The organism is Terrihalobacillus insolitus, assembly GCF_028416575.1.
Lineage (GTDB): Bacteria > Bacillota > Bacilli > Bacillales > Amphibacillaceae > Terrihalobacillus > Terrihalobacillus insolitus.
Genome location: NZ_JAMQKB010000002.1, coordinates 109,947 through 128,064 on the forward strand (window position 1 = coordinate 109,947; position 18,118 = coordinate 128,064).

Sequence of the window (18,118 nt, forward strand, 5' to 3'; positions counted from 1 at the left end):
CCTCGTTCTTATATCGTGTACTCGTATAGTTTGTTAACGTGTTTGTTTTTTTTTATTGAAAATCTTTTAGTGGGTGTAGAATCCTTTTAATCTTTAGCGACTTGCACACCTTGAATGTATATGTTGACGGATTGAACGGACATTCCAATTGTCTTATCAAGTGTGTATTTCACTTGTGATTGTACGTTATGTGCTACCTCAGAAATCTTCGTGCCGTAACTAACAATAATATACATATCAATATGGAGGGCTTCCCCTTCCTGCCGTACGACCACACCTTTTGAAAAGTTTTCCTTGCGGAGAATCTCTGCAATTCCGTCTCGCAATTGATTTTTTGAGGCCATACCAACAATTCCATAACACTCGATCGCAGCACCACCTGCAATAGTTGAGATAACATCATTGGTAATCGTTACTTGACCATCATTTGTATGAAGCTCAATGGACATATACATCCTCCTTCATTATACCCTAAAATGTAAGGTCATTTTACTATATCAAACGAAAAAACAAAAGCAAAACCATTATAAATCATCATAAATGCAAGTTTAAAAAATCCTCTATAATCGACCTATTTTATCCATCTATTTTTATTCAACTATTTTTATTCAACTATTTTTATTCAACTATACAATGGACGATAACGCTTCATCTGTCAAGTTTTTTTAAGAGTGCCTCTAGTTATGTATGAAAAGTGGCAACGTAATGATTGCAATATTTGTAGTCGTATGATAAGTTATGTAAGTATGTAATCATTTTGATGCAGTAGTAGGAGGGATAAACATGGGACGAAAGTGTGTTGTAACAGGACGCGGAACTAAAACAGGAAACAACCGTTCTCATGCTATGAACGCTAATAAACGTAGTTGGAAAGCAAATGTTCAAAAAGTACGCATTTTGGTAGATGGTAAGCCAAAGCGTGTTTACGTATCAGCGCGTGCACTTAAATCTGGCAAAGTAGAGCGTGTATAATACTTGCCCTTTTATGTACTACAAAAAGAGCACCCGAAATGGGTGCTCTTTTTGTTAACCCTTCTTAAATGTACCGATAAGAACACGAATAAAGCCACCAATGAACCTCGGGAGTTTAAAGGTATAAAATTTCATGAAATCCCCCTCCTCTTTTCCGTATAACAACAAGCTTCAGATCACTTCTGGCTATCTTATACTTTATGAGAGAATATAAAATCTATGAACAAAGTACAAGAATAATTTCATATGTTTCCAAAGAAAATGTGAAATTTAACTATGTTATCAGTACATCACGGCTCTTTATTACTAATAATATGCTAACATCATATGAAAAAGTACCAATTTTTTAAAATGAGCTTGTTAGAAATACTTATTCGTACGTGCTTAGGGGTTCAGGATCGTTTGTATTGCTTTTGCACGATCATTTTTATTAAATACCGCACTACCAGCAACCAGTACATTGGCACCAGCTTCCATACACAGTGGAGCAGTTTCAGGATTGACTCCACCATCGACTTCAATCTCAAAAGAAAGCCCTAGCTCTTTTTTCCATTCAGCTACCTTTTTAATTTTCGGTAGCACCATATCCAAAAATGTTTGTCCCCCAAATCCTGGGTTTACGGTCATTAGCAAAACAAGATCTACTTCTGGCAATATAGGTTTTATTGTCTCAACTGGTGTAGCAGGATTGAGAACAACTCCGGACTTTACTCCCGCTCTATTAATAAGTTGGATCGTACGATGAAGATGCACACACGCTTCCTGATGAACAGAAATAATGGTTGCACCCGCATCGGCGAACTGCTGAACATATCGATCTGGGTTTTCAATCATAAGATGCACGTCAAGAGGCAAGTCTGTGACTGGTCGTATCGATTTTACAATAAGTGGGCCAATCGTAATGTTGGGAACAAACTGCCCATCCATTACATCTACATGAATATAATCGGCACCTCCCTTTTCCACATCCATAATTTCTTCCTTAAGAATAGAAAAATCAGCCGACAAAATAGACGGCGCAATTTTGGTCATAGTTAATACCTCGGCTTTCTATTGTTTATTTCATCGTAAAATGACAAATAGTGGTCATATCGATAGTTTGGAATTTCACCCGCTTTGACTGCATCTTTCACCGCACACTTTGGTTCTTTATTGTGCATACAGCCCCTGAACTTACATGCATCCTCCAATGCCTTCATTTCTGGAAAACAATTCGGTAAATCCTCAAGCTGTACATCCGTAAATTCTAATGAACTAAAACCAGGAGTATCTGCGACAAGTCCTCCACTTACCTCCATTAATTCTACGTGCCTCGTTGTATGTTTTCCTCGCCCTAAACTTTCCGAAATTTCGTTTGTTTCGATAGCTAGTTTAGGATTAAACGCATTGAGTAGTGATGATTTTCCAACACCAGACTGTCCGGCGATTACCGAAGTTTTATTTTCAAATAAACCTGTAATACTTTTTAGTTCAGATAAGTCTTTAATGGAAAGTGCATGGACAGCATAACCAATTTTTCGATAGTCTTGTAAATACTGTGCAATGAATTGATATAGATCCTTTTCTACTAAATCCATTTTACTCACAAAAATAACGGGTTCAATTTGCTTCGACTCGATTAAAACAAGAAAACGATCTAATAGTAACGAGCTAAAGCCCGGCTTGGTAGCTGATACAACAATAATAGCTTGATCAATATTTGCGATCGGCGGGCGAACGAGTTCATTTTTTCTTGATTTTACCTTTGTTATATAACCTTCCCCTGGATTACTTTCATCAAATTCAACATAGTCCCCTACCAAAGGGGTCACTTTATTTTTTCTAAAGACCCCCCTGCCACGGCACTGAAAGATGTGAATTTTCGTTTGGACATAATAAAATCCGCTTAGCGCCTTTACTATTTTCCCTTCAGGCATTTATTCACCTCCATCATCTGGATATGGTACCGTCTTTTCAATTACAATCTCATCATCCCGCATTACCTTGTAAACAGCCTCACCATTAGGTGGAATCGTAATCTTTATTTCATATTCTGCATCCTCTGTTATAGAGTCTTCCTTAAAAACCTCTGTTAAGTCATTGTCAAAATCATCCACGTAAATTCTAACTGTTTGTGGCTTTGGTTCTTTATTTCCATTTCCATTTCCATTGCCATTGGATTGTTCACCAGTATATGGAACACTGAATGTTACAGTTTGCGTTACAGGTGGTTTTTCCTCTGGTCCTTTTGAAATGTATAGATCTACAACAGATCCCTGTGCAACTTCTTGAAAGGCTCCTGGTTCCTGCTTGATCACATTTCCTTTTTCTACATCATCGGAATTTTCTTCAATAATGTTTACGGATAGATTTTCCCCCGCTAAATATCTTGTCGCATCCTGCTCGCTCATTCCTACTAATGATGTCAATGTCACAGGCTCTAACCCTTTACTAACTTCAAATTGGACCTCTGTTTCTTCTGGAACGACTTCTTCTCCTTGCTGTGGTCGGATTTGTGCTATGATTTCACCTTCTGGTTTATCGGAATACTTTTCTTCAGCACTGACATCCTTGTATCCTGATTGTTGTAATAGCGTTTTCGTTTGGCTATAATCCTTTCCAACGTAATCTTCAAATGGCACTGTTTCTTTTCCCTTACTTGAATAAACAACGATGGCGGTACCTTCTTTTACTACTTCTCCTGCCTCTGGGTCTGTATTTACTACATACCCTTCTGGAATATCATCTGAAAACGCAGACTCCCGCTTCACATCTAGATTTAATTTACTTAACTCGTTAATTGCTTCTTCATATTCCATTCCTTCGACATCAATGATTGTTACATCATCTGGTTCAAGCATAGCTGGTACAATCAATAATGCAGCCACAATTGCTGTAAGCAGTCCAATAAGAATAGAGGATACCCAAATCATCTTTTTTCTTTTTTTCTTTTTTAGTTGTTCCTTTGCTTTTACGCCATTTGAGCCGTGCACAATCGTATCTTGTGTTGCATTATGTTGCTTAAACGTATCATTTGTAATGATAGGAATGGCCTTTGTTGCTTCTCCAGTATCCTCTGGAATAGTAAACTTTGCTTCGTTTATTCGATTTGGGTCTAATGCTGTTACTAAGTCATGCTCCATTTCATGAACCGAATCATATCGGTGAAACGGATCCTTGGCTGTTGCTTTTAATACAATATTTTCAATACTTTGTGGTATGTCTGGATTCCACCTACGAATCGACGGTGTATCGCTTTGTAAATGCTTTAATGCAATCGAAACTGCAGACTGACCAGAAAATGGAAGTCTTCCTGTTAGCAGTTCAAATAAGACGATGCCAAGTGAATAAACATCTGACTTCTTGTTTGCCATTCCGCCACGCGCTTGTTCTGGAGACAGGTAATGTACTGAGCCTAAAACGGAATTTGTTTGGGTTAAGGAGGTTGCACTGAGCGCTACTGCTATACCAAAATCCGTTACTTTCACATGCCCATATGGATCAATCAAAATATTCTGGGGCTTAATATCTCGGTGTATAATATCATTTTCGTGAGCGTGTGTAATGGCAGAGGTTATTTGCTTCATAATGTCTATTGCTTCATCGACTTCAATTGGTCCATATGTCTGTATGTATTTCTTTAATGTCATCCCATTGACATATTCCATTGCCATGAAGTAAATGCCATCTTCTTCCCCAACATCGTAAATACTAACAATATTTGGGTGTGAAAGACTTGTTGCGGATTGTGCCTCTCGATGAAATCTGGCAATAAATTCGTCATCATTACCATATTCAAGACGCAGCACTTTAATTGCCACATCTCGATCAAGAATGACATCTCGAGCAAGGTAGACGTTAGCCATGCCACCTCCACCAATTGTCTTTTTAATTTTGTATCTTTCATTTAAAATCTGCCCTTCCAACATTATGCGTCACCTTCTTCCTTTGACACATCATACGTAACAAGGGCGATAGAAATATTGTCTTCTCCACCTCTACCTTTTGCAACCGAAATGAGCTGTTTTCCAATCTCCTCAAGCTGATCAAATTGAGTAATCGTTTCGGCAAGCTCTGGTTCATTAAATTTGTTGGACAGACCGTCTGAGCATAACAGCAATGTATTGCTTTCTTCCCAGCCTATAGACGAAATATCTGGTTGGATAGAAGGTTCTGTTCCTAACGCCTTTAACAAAACATTTTTTCTAGGATGGTGCTCTGCATCCTCCTTAGAAATTTGGCCAGATCGGAACAATTCATTTACTAGAGAATGGTCTTCTGTCAGTTGTTTAAAACCTTGTTCATTTGACAGGTAACATCTACTATCACCTATATTTGCTACCGAAACAAAATCATCCAGGCATATTGCAGCTACTATCGTTGTCCCCATCCCTTGATATGCTTCATTTGTTTGGGCATATTGATAAATGGATGTATTTATTTCTATTACAGTTTCCATTAGCCATGTTTCTGCTTCATCGGGGGTGGTGAAGAAATCCGTTTTTTCCCATTTTTCTTGTATCGTAGTAGTAGCAATTTCACTTGCAACATCACCGGCATTATGGCCACCCATACCATCAGCAATAACAGCAAGTAATTGATCACCTTTGTTTCGGAACACTCCACCAGCATCCTCATTATGATTTCTTACTAATCCTGTATCTGTTAAAAAATAAGCCTGCATCCCATCACCTCATTCTTCTCTAGCAACCGTTTTGCTTCGGTTGAAAACGCACTATAAAGCTTTTTACCTTCGATTGCTTGTTCATTTTTTCTTGAGTCTCGTTAAAAAGAAACCGTCCGTATTAAAATCTTGCGGAAATAATTGAAGTCCCAGTTTTGACAGGCCCGTCACCGATTGAACCTGAACGGGTAGTTCCGACTGGAAATCTAGATCGACTTCAAACTCCGTATTTTTTTCTAAAAAGGCTTGTACCACTTGTTCATTTTCAGTTTTGTCAACTGTGCATGTACTATATAACAACTTTCCGTCTTTTTTTAACAATGGTGCAACTTTTTCTAATAAATTTAACTGAATGGCAGCTAATGCAGCGATATCTTCTTCAACCTTATTGTATTTAATATCTGGTTTGCCTCGCAACACGCCTAATCCAGAACACGGGGCATCCAAAAGAATTCGATCGAATGTTTCATTTTGGTGGAAATCCGCTAAATTTCTAGCATCTCCCTGCTTTGCTTCTATAATGGTTAAATCTAGTTCGGTTGCTTTTTTCGTAACGAGCTTTGCCTTTTTTTCATGCAAATCATAAGCATAAACCATGCCCTCATTTTTCATTTTCTCAGCAATATGGGTCGTTTTCCCCCCAGGAGCACTACAAGCATCAAGCACGGTCATACCTGGTGATACATGCAGTATTTCTGAAACGAGCATCGAGCTCTGATCTTGAATCGTAACAGCACCTTGTTGAAATAGAGAGCTACGAAGAATATTGCCTTCATTTATCAAAATGCCTTGGGGGGATAAACTGGAGGATTCTACTTGAAAGCCTTCTTCCTCCAGCCGTTTGATCGCATCCTCCCTAGTCCATTTTAACACTTGTACTCGTACGCTCATTGGTTTTTGTTCTAAATTTGTCAAACACATTTTTCTTGTGATGTCGATCCCATACATGTCTACCCATCTTTTGATCAACCACGCTGGATGACTTGTTTCAATCGACAATCGTTTAACCTCATCTGTAATGGTAGATATATCTGGAGCACCGTGACGTTGAAACGCACGTAACACGCCATTTACAAAAGAAGCCATTCCTTTATGTCCTTTTTTCTTTGCTATTTCTACCGATTCATGTATAACAGCGTGGTCAGGTACTTTATCCAAATAATGCATTTGATAAATGGACATATAAAGGAGCCATTTCACCCATGGCGTTACTTTTTTCTTCTTGTCCACAAATGCTTCCAAAAAAAAGTTTAGTGTCAATTTGCGCTGAATCGTTCCATATACGATTTCAGTTAAGAGAGCCTCGTCTCGTTGGCTAAAGCTCTTATTTTTCAAGGTTTTATCAATGAGCAAGTGACTGTAGCCACCACTCTCGCCGACTCGCATCAAAATATCTAGTGTCGTTTCTCTAAGTTCATATTTAACCATTGCTTTCTCCTAATGTATCCCCTATATGTAGATCACTACCAATTCCTCTAATAAAGTCACCCGCATGCATTCTTTTTTTTCCTGCTGGTTGTAGACTTGTTATTTTTACCCCTTTTCCATTTCCACAGGCAACGACAAACCCATCCTTTTGTATGTCTACAATTTCACCAGGATCAGCGGTAAAGGTACGTTCATCCATTTCTGCCCACCATAGTTTCATTATTCTATCTTTATAGTAAGTGAATGCGACTGGCCATGGATGTAAACCGCGAATATGATTGTAGATTTGTGTGTGTGTCCTATTCCAATCAATCATCTCCTGTTCACGTTTGATCGTTGCAGCAAACGTTGCCTCACTTTCGGTCTGTTTAACTGGTTCTATTTCACCAAGAAACAGTTTAGGTAACGTATCCTTTAACAATGCCGCTCCTGCCTCTGACAGTTTATCATGCAGGATTCCAACATGGTCCGTTTCTTCAATACGAACGTGTTTTTGGGACAATATATCTCCTGCATCAAGCTTTTCAACCATGTACATAATCGTAACGCCCGTCTCTTTCCTACCTTGTAGGATGGCATGATGAATCGGGGCGCCTCCACGCAATTCTGGAAGCAACGACGCGTGCACATTGATACATCCAAAAGACGGAGCGTCTAGTAGCTCTTTAGGTAAAATTTGCCCAAAAGCTGCTGTAACAATTAAATCTGGATTGTAGGTCAGTACGTCTTTATAGGCGAGCTTTATTTTTTCTGGTTGAAAAACTGGAATCGTATGTTTTTCTGCTTCTGTTTTTACTGGTGGTGGTGTAAGAATTTTTTTTCTCCCTTTTGGACGATCTGGTTGGGTGACAACGAGCACAACCTCATACTCGTCTTTTAAAAGTTGTTGCAAAATTGGAACAGCAAAATCGGGTGTTCCCATAAAAACAATTCTTTTACTCATTTGTTACTCCTTCCTACATTAATTGATATGGCTGAAGATCCACACTAATTTGCAGATCATTTTGTCTTATGTCATCTTCAAAAAATGTGACGATACGCTTAATGATTTTTCTTTGATTCGGTTCATTTTTGTATTTTACCATGCATTGGTAACGATATCTATCTTTGATCCTAGTTAGCGGTGATGGTGTTGGCCCTAAAACGTTCGCTTCTGAAGAAAGATGTTTAGCAAGTAGCTGTGCTATTTTCTTCGTCGTCTCGATTACCTTCACCTGATTTGGATGTGCTACAGTAATTAACGTTAAATAGTAATATGGTGGATAATGAAACGTTTTTCTTACTTCCATTTCCTTTTTAAAAAACCCCTCATAATTATACGTTTTCGCGAACTCCACACTATAATGATCTGGTGAATACGTTTGGACGATTACTTCCCCAGGTAACGTATGTCTACCTGCTCTTCCACTTACTTGGGTCAATAGCTGGAACGTTTTCTCGGATGCTCGAAAGTCTGGTAGGTGGAGGAGGGAATCAGCTGCCAGTACCCCAACCAATGTGACAGTCGGAAAATCTAGTCCTTTTGCAATCATTTGTGTCCCGAGTAAAATATCTGCCTCATGGTTCCCAAATTGATTTAACAATTTTTCGTGGGAGCCTTTTCTTCTTGTTGTATCTACATCCATTCGAACGACTCGAGCTTGTGGGATGAGCTGTGTTAAAGCTTCCTCTACTTTTTGCGTACCTGTTCCAAAATAACGAATCGTTTTACTCTCACAATCAGGGCAGCTCGTTGGCATGGTCATTTCATAAGAGCAATAATGGCACTTTAAACTTTCATTATTCCGATGATACGTTAAGGCGATGTCACAATGGGGGCATTCGATGACATAACCGCAATCGCGACACATGACAAAGGTAGAATAACCTCGCCGATTTAAAAATAAAACGATTTGTTCTCCTTTTTCTAGTCGATCTTCTATCTTATCCTTTAACGCGATCGAAAACATGGAACGATTCCCCATATGTAGTTCGTTTCTCATATCAATAAGCTGTACTTCTGGCATTGATGCATTGTTCATACGTTTGGTTAGTGAAAGCAGCTTGTAAACTCCTTTTTGGGCTCGTGCAAATGACTCAAGCGTAGGAGTTGCTGACCCTAAAATTACTGGACAGGAATGCTGTTCACCACGATAAATCGCCACATCCCGTGCATGATAACGCGGATGATCTTCCTGCTTATAACTTGTTTCGTGTTCCTCATCAATGATGATAATCCCAAGATTTTCGAATGGGGCAAAAATAGCTGAACGTGCACCAACTACAACTTGCACCTCTTTTCTTTGCACCTTTCTCCATTCGTCATATTTTTCACCTGCTGAAAGAGCACTATGTAAAACAGCGACTTTACTGCCAAATCTCCCTTTAAAGCGTTTGACCATTTGTGGAGTTAATGCTATTTCTGGGACGAGGACAATTGCCTCTTTTCCATTCTCAAGCGCACGTTGAATCGACTGGAGGTATACCTCGGTCTTTCCACTTCCTGTCACTCCATGTAATAGAAAGACTGCTTCTTCACCGCTTTTTAGATTCTCGTAGATCGGTATCATCACATTATGTTGTTCTTCTGTTAGCGGTAATGCCGTCGTTCTTTCGTAGTTTTCCTCTTGATACGGATTGCGGTAAACCTCTACTTTATTTTCTACTAAGAAACCTTTGTCTATAAGTTGTTTAATGGTAGACCTACTAGTATGTAACCTTGAAACGAGTTTACTTTGTAAAATAGGTTCAGGATGCTCCGCAAAAAATTCCAACAACTGTTTTTGTTTTGTTGCTTGGTTAGACAGGTTTGCTATTTCTTCTTCTAGTTGAAAGGGTTTCAAATTAGTTGTGATAAACGTTTCTTTTTTCTTCGTTTCTTTTGATTTCACTAAGTAATTTATTTCTATTAATCCTTCTTGCACGGCCTGTTGCAGCTTCCTATAGTCCCCTTTTCGTTCCGTGAATTCTTCATATGACATAAATTCTCTACCTGCAAACATCTTTGTTAATGCGTCCGATAAGCCTTCGTTTGTTAGTTTGTGCAGCTCTTTCTTGTAGGTTGCCTTTAACGCCTGTGGGAGCATCGCTTGAAAAACAGAAATATAAAAGCTTAATGTTTTTTCTGTTAACCATTTACCTACATCTAGCAGTTCTTTTGTAAAAACTGGAACAACGTCCATTAAGTCCACGATGTCCTTTAGCTGGTCAAAATCAGAGTGATCGGTTAGTTCCATCACAAAGCCCATTACTTTTCTCGGCCCAAAAGGGACAATTACCCTCATCCCTTCTTTGATTGCCCCAAGCAAGTACTCTGGAATATTGTAATCAAATAATCGATTCGTCTGAGTAGCAGGGACGTCGACGATTACCTTTGCAATATTCACAAACCTTCCCCCATGTCTGATACGATTAATTGAAGCAGTCCTTTTGCGATTTCATCTTTTGATGACAAAGCTAATTGCTGCTGCTTGCCTGATGTATGAAGATAGGTCACCTGATTCGTGTCTTTACGAAAGCCCGCCCCCTCGGCAGTTATGTCATTTATAACGATTGCATCCAAGTTTTTTGACACGAGCTTTTTCCTTCCATACTCAAGATACTTATCTGTTTCTGCGGCAAATCCAACCAAAAACTGAGATGATTTTCTTTTACCTAGCTCTTTAAGTATGTCCTTTGTCCGTTCCATTTCTAGGATCAAGTCATCCTGCTTCTTCTTCATTTTATGTTCAAATGTTACCTTTGGACGATAATCAGCGACAGCTGCTGCTTTAATAACAAGATCATTATGATCAAATGCTTCGATCATGTTGTTATACATATCTTCTGCCGTTTGCACATCGATTCGCTTTACCCCTTGAGGCGTCGTCAAGTCGACAGGCCCAGAAATAAGTGTGACCGTTGCACCTAGGTTGGTTGCTTGTCTTGCCAAAGCGTATCCCATTTTTCCTGAAGAATGATTGGTGAAAAAACGTACTGGATCCACGCTTTCTTGTGTCGGTCCTGCTGAAATAAGGACATTTTTTCCTTCAAGTAGACCACGGGATGCGTGATCGTCTTGATCAAGAACTTTGATTATCGTTTCTGGTTCTTCTAATCTTCCTTTTCCAACATAGCCACATGCTAAATAACCGTCACCTGGCTCAATAAACTTGTATCCCCATTGTTCAAGCTGGATCAAATTTTTTCTTACTGCTGGATGTGCGTACATATGCACATTCATTGCAGGGGCAATATATACATCCGCTTCTGTAGCTAAAATGGTTGTAGACAGCATATCATCCGCGATTCCATTCGCAATTTTCCCAATCAAGTTTGCTGTTGCGGGAGCAATAACAAACAGATCAGCCCAATCCGCAAGATCAATATGTGCAATTTTTTCAGGATTTTTTTCGTCAAATGTATCTGTGTATACTGGTTGTCTAGACAACGCCTGAAATGTTAATGGAGAAACAAATTCGGCTGCACTTTTGGTCATGATCACCTTAACACTTGCCCCTTGCTGTGTTAATTTGCTCGTTAAAGAACATGCCTTATAAGCAGCGATTCCTCCCGTAACCCCTAGTACGATATTTTTCCCATTAAGCATGATGCTTCCCCTTTCTCCATACCGATCAGGTTCTTGTCTTATTTATATCATATTTCGCTTTTTATTACGAAATCTGAGGAACTGTGGAAGAAAACTAGTAAACCCTCGCTATCGATAGCGAGGGTTACTTGCGAAGCAACGCTTTATTCAAATTCGAGATGTTCCTCATCCACTGTATATGTTAGTTTATCAGCTAATATTTCCTCTAAAGCGATTCCAACGTACTTAAAGGATTTGGGTTTTTCGATGAGCATGGACTTTTCATCTTGCATTTGTCGTGCTCGTTTTGCAGATAAAGTTACCAAAGTGTACTTTGAATTAATTTTTGTTTGTAAAGAATCAATAGATGGTTCTAACATCATGAAAAATCCGCCTCCAATGCTTTTTTATATTGCTTTGCAACTCGTTCACGCTTACAGTGCTCACTCTGGACAATCGATTGAATTTTTTGTACAGCTGTTTCGATTTCGTCGTTAACTACTACATAATCGTACGCATCCATCATTTCAATTTCTGTCTTTGCAGCAATAAGGCGATTTTTTACAAGTTCCTCTGACTCTGTACCACGATTGATAATACGATTTTTCAATTCCTCCAAACTCGGTGGAAACAAAAAGATAAAAACGCCTTGAGGAAAATTTTCTTTAACCTGAAGGGCCCCTTGGACTTCAATTTCCAGGAAAACATCTTTTCCATGGTCAAGCGTTTCTTCCACATAATCTCTTGGAGTGCCGTAATAATTCCCAACATATTCAGCATACTCCAAAAGCCTATTCTTTTTTATTAAATCCTCAAACTCTTGTTTTGTTTTATAGAAGTAATCTGTACCTTCTTTTTCCCCCTCTCGTATCGAACGGGTGGTCATTGAAATGGAGTATTTTAAGTCTGTTGCCCGGTCAAAAAGTGATTTTCGAACCGTTCCTTTCCCTACTCCTGAAGGTCCTGACAAAACAAACAAAATCCCTTTCTCATCAATCAACACATTTCCTCCTAGTTATTCATCTGAAATCTCATCATGACTAATAACCCGTTGTCCGACAGTTTCAGGTTGAACTGCGGATAAAACAACATGGTCACTATCTGTTATAATAACTGCTCTCGTTCTCCGACCATATGTTGCATCTACCAGTTTATTATTGTCTCTAGCGACTGTAATAATTCGTTTAATTGGTGCTGACTCTGGTGAAACAATTGAAATAATTCGATTTGCTGAAACAACATTACCAAAGCCAATATTAATTAATCGTAAGCTCAAAACGGCTCCCCCTTATAAATAGCGCCCAGTATAATCAATAGTAATATTTCTAATTATAGTTTGTATTCGGAAAGTTGACAAATGTAATTATTCTACATTTTGTACCTGTTCCTTTATTTTTTCAATTTCGCTTTTCAATGCAACAACCCATTCACTGATCTGTGGATCATTTGATTTGGAGCCAATCGTGTTTGCTTCTCGATGCATTTCCTGTGTAATAAAATCAAGTTTTCGGCCAATAGCCCCACCATTGTTAAGAGTGTCACGAAACTGACTTACATGACTGTTCAATCTTAAGACTTCCTCTGTAATATCCCCTTTCTCCGCAAGTAAAGCAATTTCCTGCAAAACTCTTGATTCCTCATTAACGAATTCATCTTTCGTATATTCCAGTATACGTTTGCGAATTCTTTCCCGATATTCTATTATAACAGTCTCTCTTCTCTCACCCAAATTTTTAACGATATCTTGAATGATGCCAAGTCGAGTATCCAATTCACTATGCAATTCAGATCCTTCTTGAATTCTCATCTCATAGACTTGCTCACAGGCAATCGTGATGGCATTAAGAATGGATTCTTTCATCTCATCGTGACCTTGTTCTACCTCTTGTACGGTAAGTAGCCCGTCAACCGTTGTTACCATATCTACTGGAATCTCACCTTTTAAGTCATACTGCTCTTTTATGTTATTCAAACTTGTTACAAACTGATCTAGTAACCCCCAGTTCACAACAAGCTCTTGTTGAATAACACCTTCCCCTTCCATACTAATGAAAATATCCAATCTGCCTCGGTGAAAAAAAGATTGTATGGTCTTCTTAATCTTATCCTCTAAGAAAAGAAGGGAACGCGGGATCTTAGTAGAAATGTCAAGAAATCGATGATTAACACTTCGGATCTCAACTGTAATTTTTGCTTTGTGGAAGGTCGTTACGTCTCTACCGTAACCAGTCATACTTGTTACCATATGTATCACATCCATCTTACTTCATTATGTTAATTGGTACAATCCGTATTCTATCTTATGATAACAAAAAAATGGTATATTGCCTAAAAAAACGAAACCCTCCTATGTGTCAAGTTTTTCTCGATGTAGTTATAATACCAATATTTCCAGCACTCTATTTTTGTACACTTTTTCCGAACCTACCGCGCTTCGCTTGCTATCCCATACGTTCATAGGTGGAAATAGGGGTATGAAGTTTTCATAGGTTGCAAAACTGTGATAGAATGCACCACCACATTCAGTATAGAGCCAAAATACTAGTGGAAGGTGCACCAATTATAAGTGGTAATAAACAAAGGAAACCGTTTCTATTAGACGGCCTCCTTCATTAGTAAACTTGTACTTCACCCATTAAAGCATGTGATATTACCTTCTCTGTCTTTGAAAACGTCATCCACGTCTCGGTTGTCCCATTTTAGCCACAACGTGGTTCGACAAATAAAATCGTCTATTTTGATTGGCTTTTCCATTGATTCACATGTTGTTGGAGTAATTTAATCTCCTTTTTAAATACCTCGGTCTCCTGATCTGACAGATCTTTTTCGCCATATCGTACTTTCTCGTAGAGATAAATGGCATTCTCACGCATTCCCATTCGTCGAAGCCAGTCTTGCAAGGTCTCCCAAGGTTTTCGGCCAATTCCTTGTTGAAGAGCTAGTGTTTCTATTTCAAAAACTTTCTTACGAACAAACAGTGTTGGTTTGGAAAATTGCTTTCTTTTAGATAAACGCGTTTTCTTTTTAAAATCTCCATAATCAATCGTATCCAAATCCTTTTTATCCAGGCTTACCTCCTCCTCTTGGCTGGGGAGCTTTTTTTTATATAAAAAAAAGGCTAGCAAAAGCAGGAATAGAAGTAATAATACTCCTCCCGTAACCTCCCACCCTATAGAAGCATTAGAAACCGTGTTAGTGACCTGACCTGATGGTTTCTCCCCTGTGAAAGGTAAGCCATTAAATGCAGAGTCAATATCTATGGATCTGGAGGAATTTATACTTATATCAGATTGGCGAAATCCAGAAAGATATAAAAGGGAGCCTATCAAATAAATTATTGATTGCGTTATCACCAGCCAAAGGGTAGACAAAGTCCAACTGACTAGCGGAAACAATCCCCAAAATATAAGTCCCAAACAGAAAAACACACTAAGAAACAAGGCTATGCCAAAAAGATCTGCGCCCTCCATTTTCCTCTGTTGAAAATGGAGATGCCTCCACCAATACCCACATATAAAAACCATAATCGTTATGATGCCCATCCAAATGACTTTATCATCATAAAAAAAGATAATATCAATAAAGATTAGCCCCAAAGTATAGGTTAAAATGGTGAAATCATGTTGCTCGTCCACTGCTTCATCATGGGCAATTAGACGCCAATAAAAAAATAAAGCGATAGCTATTGCGGCAATAATAGAAAACTGGAAAAACGTCGTACTTGCATCTACAAGGCCCGGAACGAACAACAATACCATCATATGGGTCTTAATATAGCGTTTTAACAAGAAATACAACAAGGGGGCTGACAAAAGTAGCAGCAGGTACTCCCAGAAAGGGAGGGATTGAGTATATAAAAATAAAGGTACGTATAAAAAATACAATAGCAAGCCTTCCAAGATAAACGGATAAATTTTTGTGGTAAATCCCTGTTTTCTCATTCAGTCCCCTCCTTGCTTTTAAGGGGCACAAGGGATGCTCCATCTCCAACTTCTAATATATGGTATATCGTTTGGTTGTTGAAAAGTGTAAATTGGTGGATGGTTGGATCGACCTGGCCTACTAGAATAATTATTCTGTGTTTATTTTCTGCACTCAATGAATGTAGAAGCTGTGAAAACTTGAAAATACTTTCTTTATGTTCAATATGAGCTAATAGCTCTAGCGCAGCCTTTAAGTCTTCCATTGCCTGCCCACTGCTATAAGTCCTCAAGTGTGAACTACCGATGGATTTCATATTAAAATGGACTTCCACAGGATAACCCTGTTGAGCAGCATAATAACAGAGGTAAGCAGCTTGAGAAAGAAGTCTTTCAATACCAGGCGAGATATATAAATTTCCTAACCGGCTTGATTCACTAACATTCACTACTATGGTCAATGTTATATCCTGCATTCGATCGTAAACTTTTGTTTGTAAAGCATTTTTTCGCATAGATGCATTCCAATGAATATAGCGAAAATCATCAGTTGATACATACTCTCTTACTCCATGTACACTCTGCAAATCCTCAAAAGGGGAGAGGAGGGAACGGTCTTCTCCCAAGGCCATATTGAAAAAGGGTTGAAGTCCCTGTACTTCCATAGGCTTTGGATACACTACTACTTTAGTACGGTATTTCTGTTGATAACTTAACGAAAAATGCTTCATAAGAAATACAGGAAATGAATAGTTAATATGTGTAATGGTGGCAACGCCCCGTTTTTTCGCAATGAACGGCAGATCAACACTGACGTTGTTATTGCTTGGAACAGATAGAGGAATCCTATATGTATAATTACTTTGTTTAGCTTCAGTTTTACGGAAACGCTCGCCTACAAGATTATCGTTCATCTGAAACGTTAGTACTCCATTGATGATAGAAATAAAGGAAGCATTAACTAAAGTAATAGACATTTTTGTCTCTTCCCCTACAAACATTCTAATCGTTTTCTCAGGATTAGTAAGGTGAAGCTGTTGGCCAACTCGTTGATCATAAAATTTGCCCGCCCCTATTAAAGCCATTAACACGGCAACAAGAAGGAAGACTAGACGATGGCCCGATATAATACCTACCAAGCTAAAGATAAAACAAAAAGCCAGGATGATGTCAAGTTGGCGACCAGCTAAGATGTTATTCCTCCAACTCATCTTTCGTAGCTACCTACTTCTACAGGTACTTCGATCCCTTGAATTATCTCCAAAGCTACCTCTTTTTTCGTTCTCCGGATTGCCCCTTCCATCGATAAGACCAAACGGTGCTCAAGGACATAAGGAGCAAGATCTTTCACATCTTGTGGAACTACATAAGCCCTTTCCTGCAACAGTGCCTGAGCCCGGGATGCTTTCATTAAAGCTAAAGCAGCTCTAGTACTTGCGCCTAACCTCACATCAGGATGCTGTCTACTTTCTCTGACTAACGCTAATAGATAATCCTTAAGGATATCGGAAAACGTAACGTTATTTACTTTCCCCTGTAACTCAACGATATCCTCCGTTTTTAAAGAATACGATAAATCATGAAAAGGATCCCGTTCCTGATAGGATGATAAGATTGCTTTCTCTTCCGCATGTTCAGGATAGTCAAGGTTGACCTTGAATAAGAACCGGTCTAACTGCGCCTCTGGAAGAGGAAAGGTTCCTTGATTATTTTCTACTGGATTTTGCGTTGCAATCACTAAAAAAGGCGAAGGCACAAAAAGGGTTTCCCCATCAATCGTCAACTGGTTTTCTTCCATTACTTCTAGTAAGCTCGATTGGGTTTTTGGGGTTGCACGGTTAATCTCATCTGCTAATAATAGATTAGTCATAGCCGGTCCTGTACGCATTTCAAATTCTTTTGTTTTTGGATTAAAAAATTGAATCCCCGTAACATCACTTGGTAATACGTCGGGAGTAAATTGAACTCTACTAAACTGGCCCTTTATTACCTTGGCGAGGCTTTTTGCTAATTTCGTCTTTCCGGAGCCAGGAACACTTTCTAGGATAATATGCCCATTTGCCAATAAAGCTATGAACATTAAGTCAATAACATGGTCTTGTCCAATAACAACTTGTTTTATAGCTTGTTGAGCAGCTTGAATACTACTAATTAACGATTTCAATTTTATCCCCCCTTATCTTCAATAGGCTTTTTAACTTCTAAAAAGTCCTTTTTAAAAATGACTATACAAAATAATTCCCTAATTATTTACTCTAGGTCAAATTCAAAGGGTTGTTCAGTAATACTCAGACACAGACTCACACCCATTTAACACAGGTTAATTTCCATTATTAGAAACGCGGTAGATTCGGAAAAAGCGTACAAAAAGCTAGTCAAGCATACATTTATGATAAAGTGCCTTTTTTTTTTTGCTAGAAAATAGCTTCATATACCCACGAGAATTATTTTACAAAAAAGAAACCCATCTAAGGCGGTCTTTTTTATTCTTCTAGCCAATTATAGTAAGGTTTATCTCCACTTGATGATAAACGATTTAATTCTTTCAGACTCCAATTTACCTTCTGAATTAGTGCATCTGCTTTTTTC

At 38.6% G+C, this 18,118-nt stretch carries 18 protein-coding genes; 1 reads left to right on the forward strand and 17 read right to left on the reverse strand.

What is annotated here, in order from left to right; genetic code table 11:
• Positions 1 to 86 precede the first annotated feature (86 nt).
• Positions 87 to 449: an Asp23/Gls24 family envelope stress response protein gene (locus tag NC797_RS03730; RefSeq protein WP_272435356.1), complete on the reverse strand. Its 363-nt coding sequence runs from the start codon at positions 447 to 449 to the stop codon at positions 87 to 89.
• Positions 450 to 783: 334 nt separating this feature from the next.
• Here NC797_RS03730 and rpmB point away from each other — a divergent pair, with 334 nt between their 5' ends.
• Positions 784 to 972, forward strand: a complete 189-nt coding sequence (gene rpmB / locus NC797_RS03735; RefSeq protein ID WP_272435358.1) for a 50S ribosomal protein L28 — start codon at positions 784 to 786, stop codon at positions 970 to 972.
• Between the two features lie 54 nt (positions 973 to 1,026).
• Here the strand turns inward: rpmB and spoVM are convergent, their stop codons facing one another.
• From spoVM to NC797_RS03810, 16 genes are all read right to left on the reverse strand, one after another.
• Positions 1,027 to 1,107: a stage V sporulation protein SpoVM gene (gene spoVM / locus NC797_RS18405; protein WP_272466787.1), complete on the reverse strand. Its 81-nt coding sequence runs from the start codon at positions 1,105 to 1,107 to the stop codon at positions 1,027 to 1,029.
• 249 nt (positions 1,108 to 1,356) lie between these two features.
• Positions 1,357 to 2,004, reverse strand: a complete 648-nt coding sequence (rpe, locus tag NC797_RS03740; protein WP_272435359.1) for a ribulose-phosphate 3-epimerase — start codon at positions 2,002 to 2,004, stop codon at positions 1,357 to 1,359.
• A gap of 2 nt (positions 2,005 to 2,006) precedes the next feature.
• A complete protein-coding gene (gene rsgA / locus NC797_RS03745) occupies positions 2,007 to 2,888 on the reverse strand; it encodes a ribosome small subunit-dependent GTPase A (protein ID WP_272435360.1) in 882 nt (293 codons plus the stop codon).
• Positions 2,889 to 4,880, reverse strand: a complete 1,992-nt coding sequence (gene pknB / locus NC797_RS03750) for a Stk1 family PASTA domain-containing Ser/Thr kinase (RefSeq protein WP_272435362.1) — start codon at positions 4,878 to 4,880, stop codon at positions 2,889 to 2,891.
• Complete coding sequence (locus NC797_RS03755; protein WP_272435364.1) at positions 4,880 to 5,635, reverse strand: Stp1/IreP family PP2C-type Ser/Thr phosphatase; 756 nt, start codon at positions 5,633 to 5,635, stop codon at positions 4,880 to 4,882. The genes pknB and NC797_RS03755 overlap by 1 nt, the downstream gene beginning before the upstream one ends.
• An 81-nt stretch (positions 5,636 to 5,716) precedes the next feature.
• A complete protein-coding gene (rsmB, locus tag NC797_RS03760; protein ID WP_272435365.1) occupies positions 5,717 to 7,063 on the reverse strand; it encodes a 16S rRNA (cytosine(967)-C(5))-methyltransferase RsmB in 1,347 nt (448 codons plus the stop codon).
• Positions 7,056 to 8,006, reverse strand: coding sequence for a methionyl-tRNA formyltransferase (gene fmt / locus NC797_RS03765; protein ID WP_272435366.1), 951 nt, complete (start codon positions 8,004 to 8,006; stop codon positions 7,056 to 7,058). The genes rsmB and fmt overlap by 8 nt, the downstream gene beginning before the upstream one ends.
• Before the next feature lie 13 nt (positions 8,007 to 8,019).
• The gene (priA, locus tag NC797_RS03770; RefSeq protein WP_272435367.1) at positions 8,020 to 10,428 is read right to left on the reverse strand and encodes a primosomal protein N'; all 2,409 of its coding nucleotides are present in this window, start codon (positions 10,426 to 10,428) and stop codon (positions 8,020 to 8,022) included.
• Positions 10,425 to 11,630: a bifunctional phosphopantothenoylcysteine decarboxylase/phosphopantothenate--cysteine ligase CoaBC gene (coaBC, locus tag NC797_RS03775; RefSeq protein ID WP_272435369.1), complete on the reverse strand. Its 1,206-nt coding sequence runs from the start codon at positions 11,628 to 11,630 to the stop codon at positions 10,425 to 10,427. The genes priA and coaBC overlap by 4 nt, the downstream gene beginning before the upstream one ends.
• Before the next feature lie 143 nt (positions 11,631 to 11,773).
• A complete protein-coding gene (gene rpoZ, locus NC797_RS03780) occupies positions 11,774 to 11,992 on the reverse strand; it encodes a DNA-directed RNA polymerase subunit omega (RefSeq protein WP_272435370.1) in 219 nt (72 codons plus the stop codon).
• On the reverse strand, positions 11,989 to 12,609 hold the full coding sequence (gene gmk, locus NC797_RS03785; RefSeq protein ID WP_272435371.1) for a guanylate kinase: 621 nt from the start codon (positions 12,607 to 12,609) through the stop codon (positions 11,989 to 11,991). The genes rpoZ and gmk overlap by 4 nt, the downstream gene beginning before the upstream one ends.
• 15 nt (positions 12,610 to 12,624) lie before the next feature.
• Positions 12,625 to 12,885 carry an extracellular matrix/biofilm regulator RemA gene (gene remA / locus NC797_RS03790; protein WP_093210849.1) on the reverse strand — a complete coding sequence of 87 codons (261 nt, stop codon included), beginning with the start codon at positions 12,883 to 12,885 and terminating at the stop codon, positions 12,625 to 12,627.
• Between the two features lie 87 nt (positions 12,886 to 12,972).
• Positions 12,973 to 13,854 carry a YicC/YloC family endoribonuclease gene (locus NC797_RS03795; protein ID WP_272435375.1) on the reverse strand — a complete coding sequence of 294 codons (882 nt, stop codon included), beginning with the start codon at positions 13,852 to 13,854 and terminating at the stop codon, positions 12,973 to 12,975.
• A gap of 487 nt (positions 13,855 to 14,341) precedes the next feature.
• Positions 14,342 to 15,550 carry a DUF4129 domain-containing protein gene (locus NC797_RS03800; RefSeq protein ID WP_272435376.1) on the reverse strand — a complete coding sequence of 403 codons (1,209 nt, stop codon included), beginning with the start codon at positions 15,548 to 15,550 and terminating at the stop codon, positions 14,342 to 14,344.
• Positions 15,547 to 16,740 carry a DUF58 domain-containing protein gene (locus NC797_RS03805; protein ID WP_272435377.1) on the reverse strand — a complete coding sequence of 398 codons (1,194 nt, stop codon included), beginning with the start codon at positions 16,738 to 16,740 and terminating at the stop codon, positions 15,547 to 15,549. The genes NC797_RS03800 and NC797_RS03805 overlap by 4 nt, the downstream gene beginning before the upstream one ends.
• Positions 16,737 to 17,693, reverse strand: a complete 957-nt coding sequence (locus NC797_RS03810) for an AAA family ATPase (protein ID WP_272435378.1) — start codon at positions 17,691 to 17,693, stop codon at positions 16,737 to 16,739. The genes NC797_RS03805 and NC797_RS03810 overlap by 4 nt, the downstream gene beginning before the upstream one ends.
• Between the last annotated feature and the right edge of the window lie 425 nt (positions 17,694 to 18,118).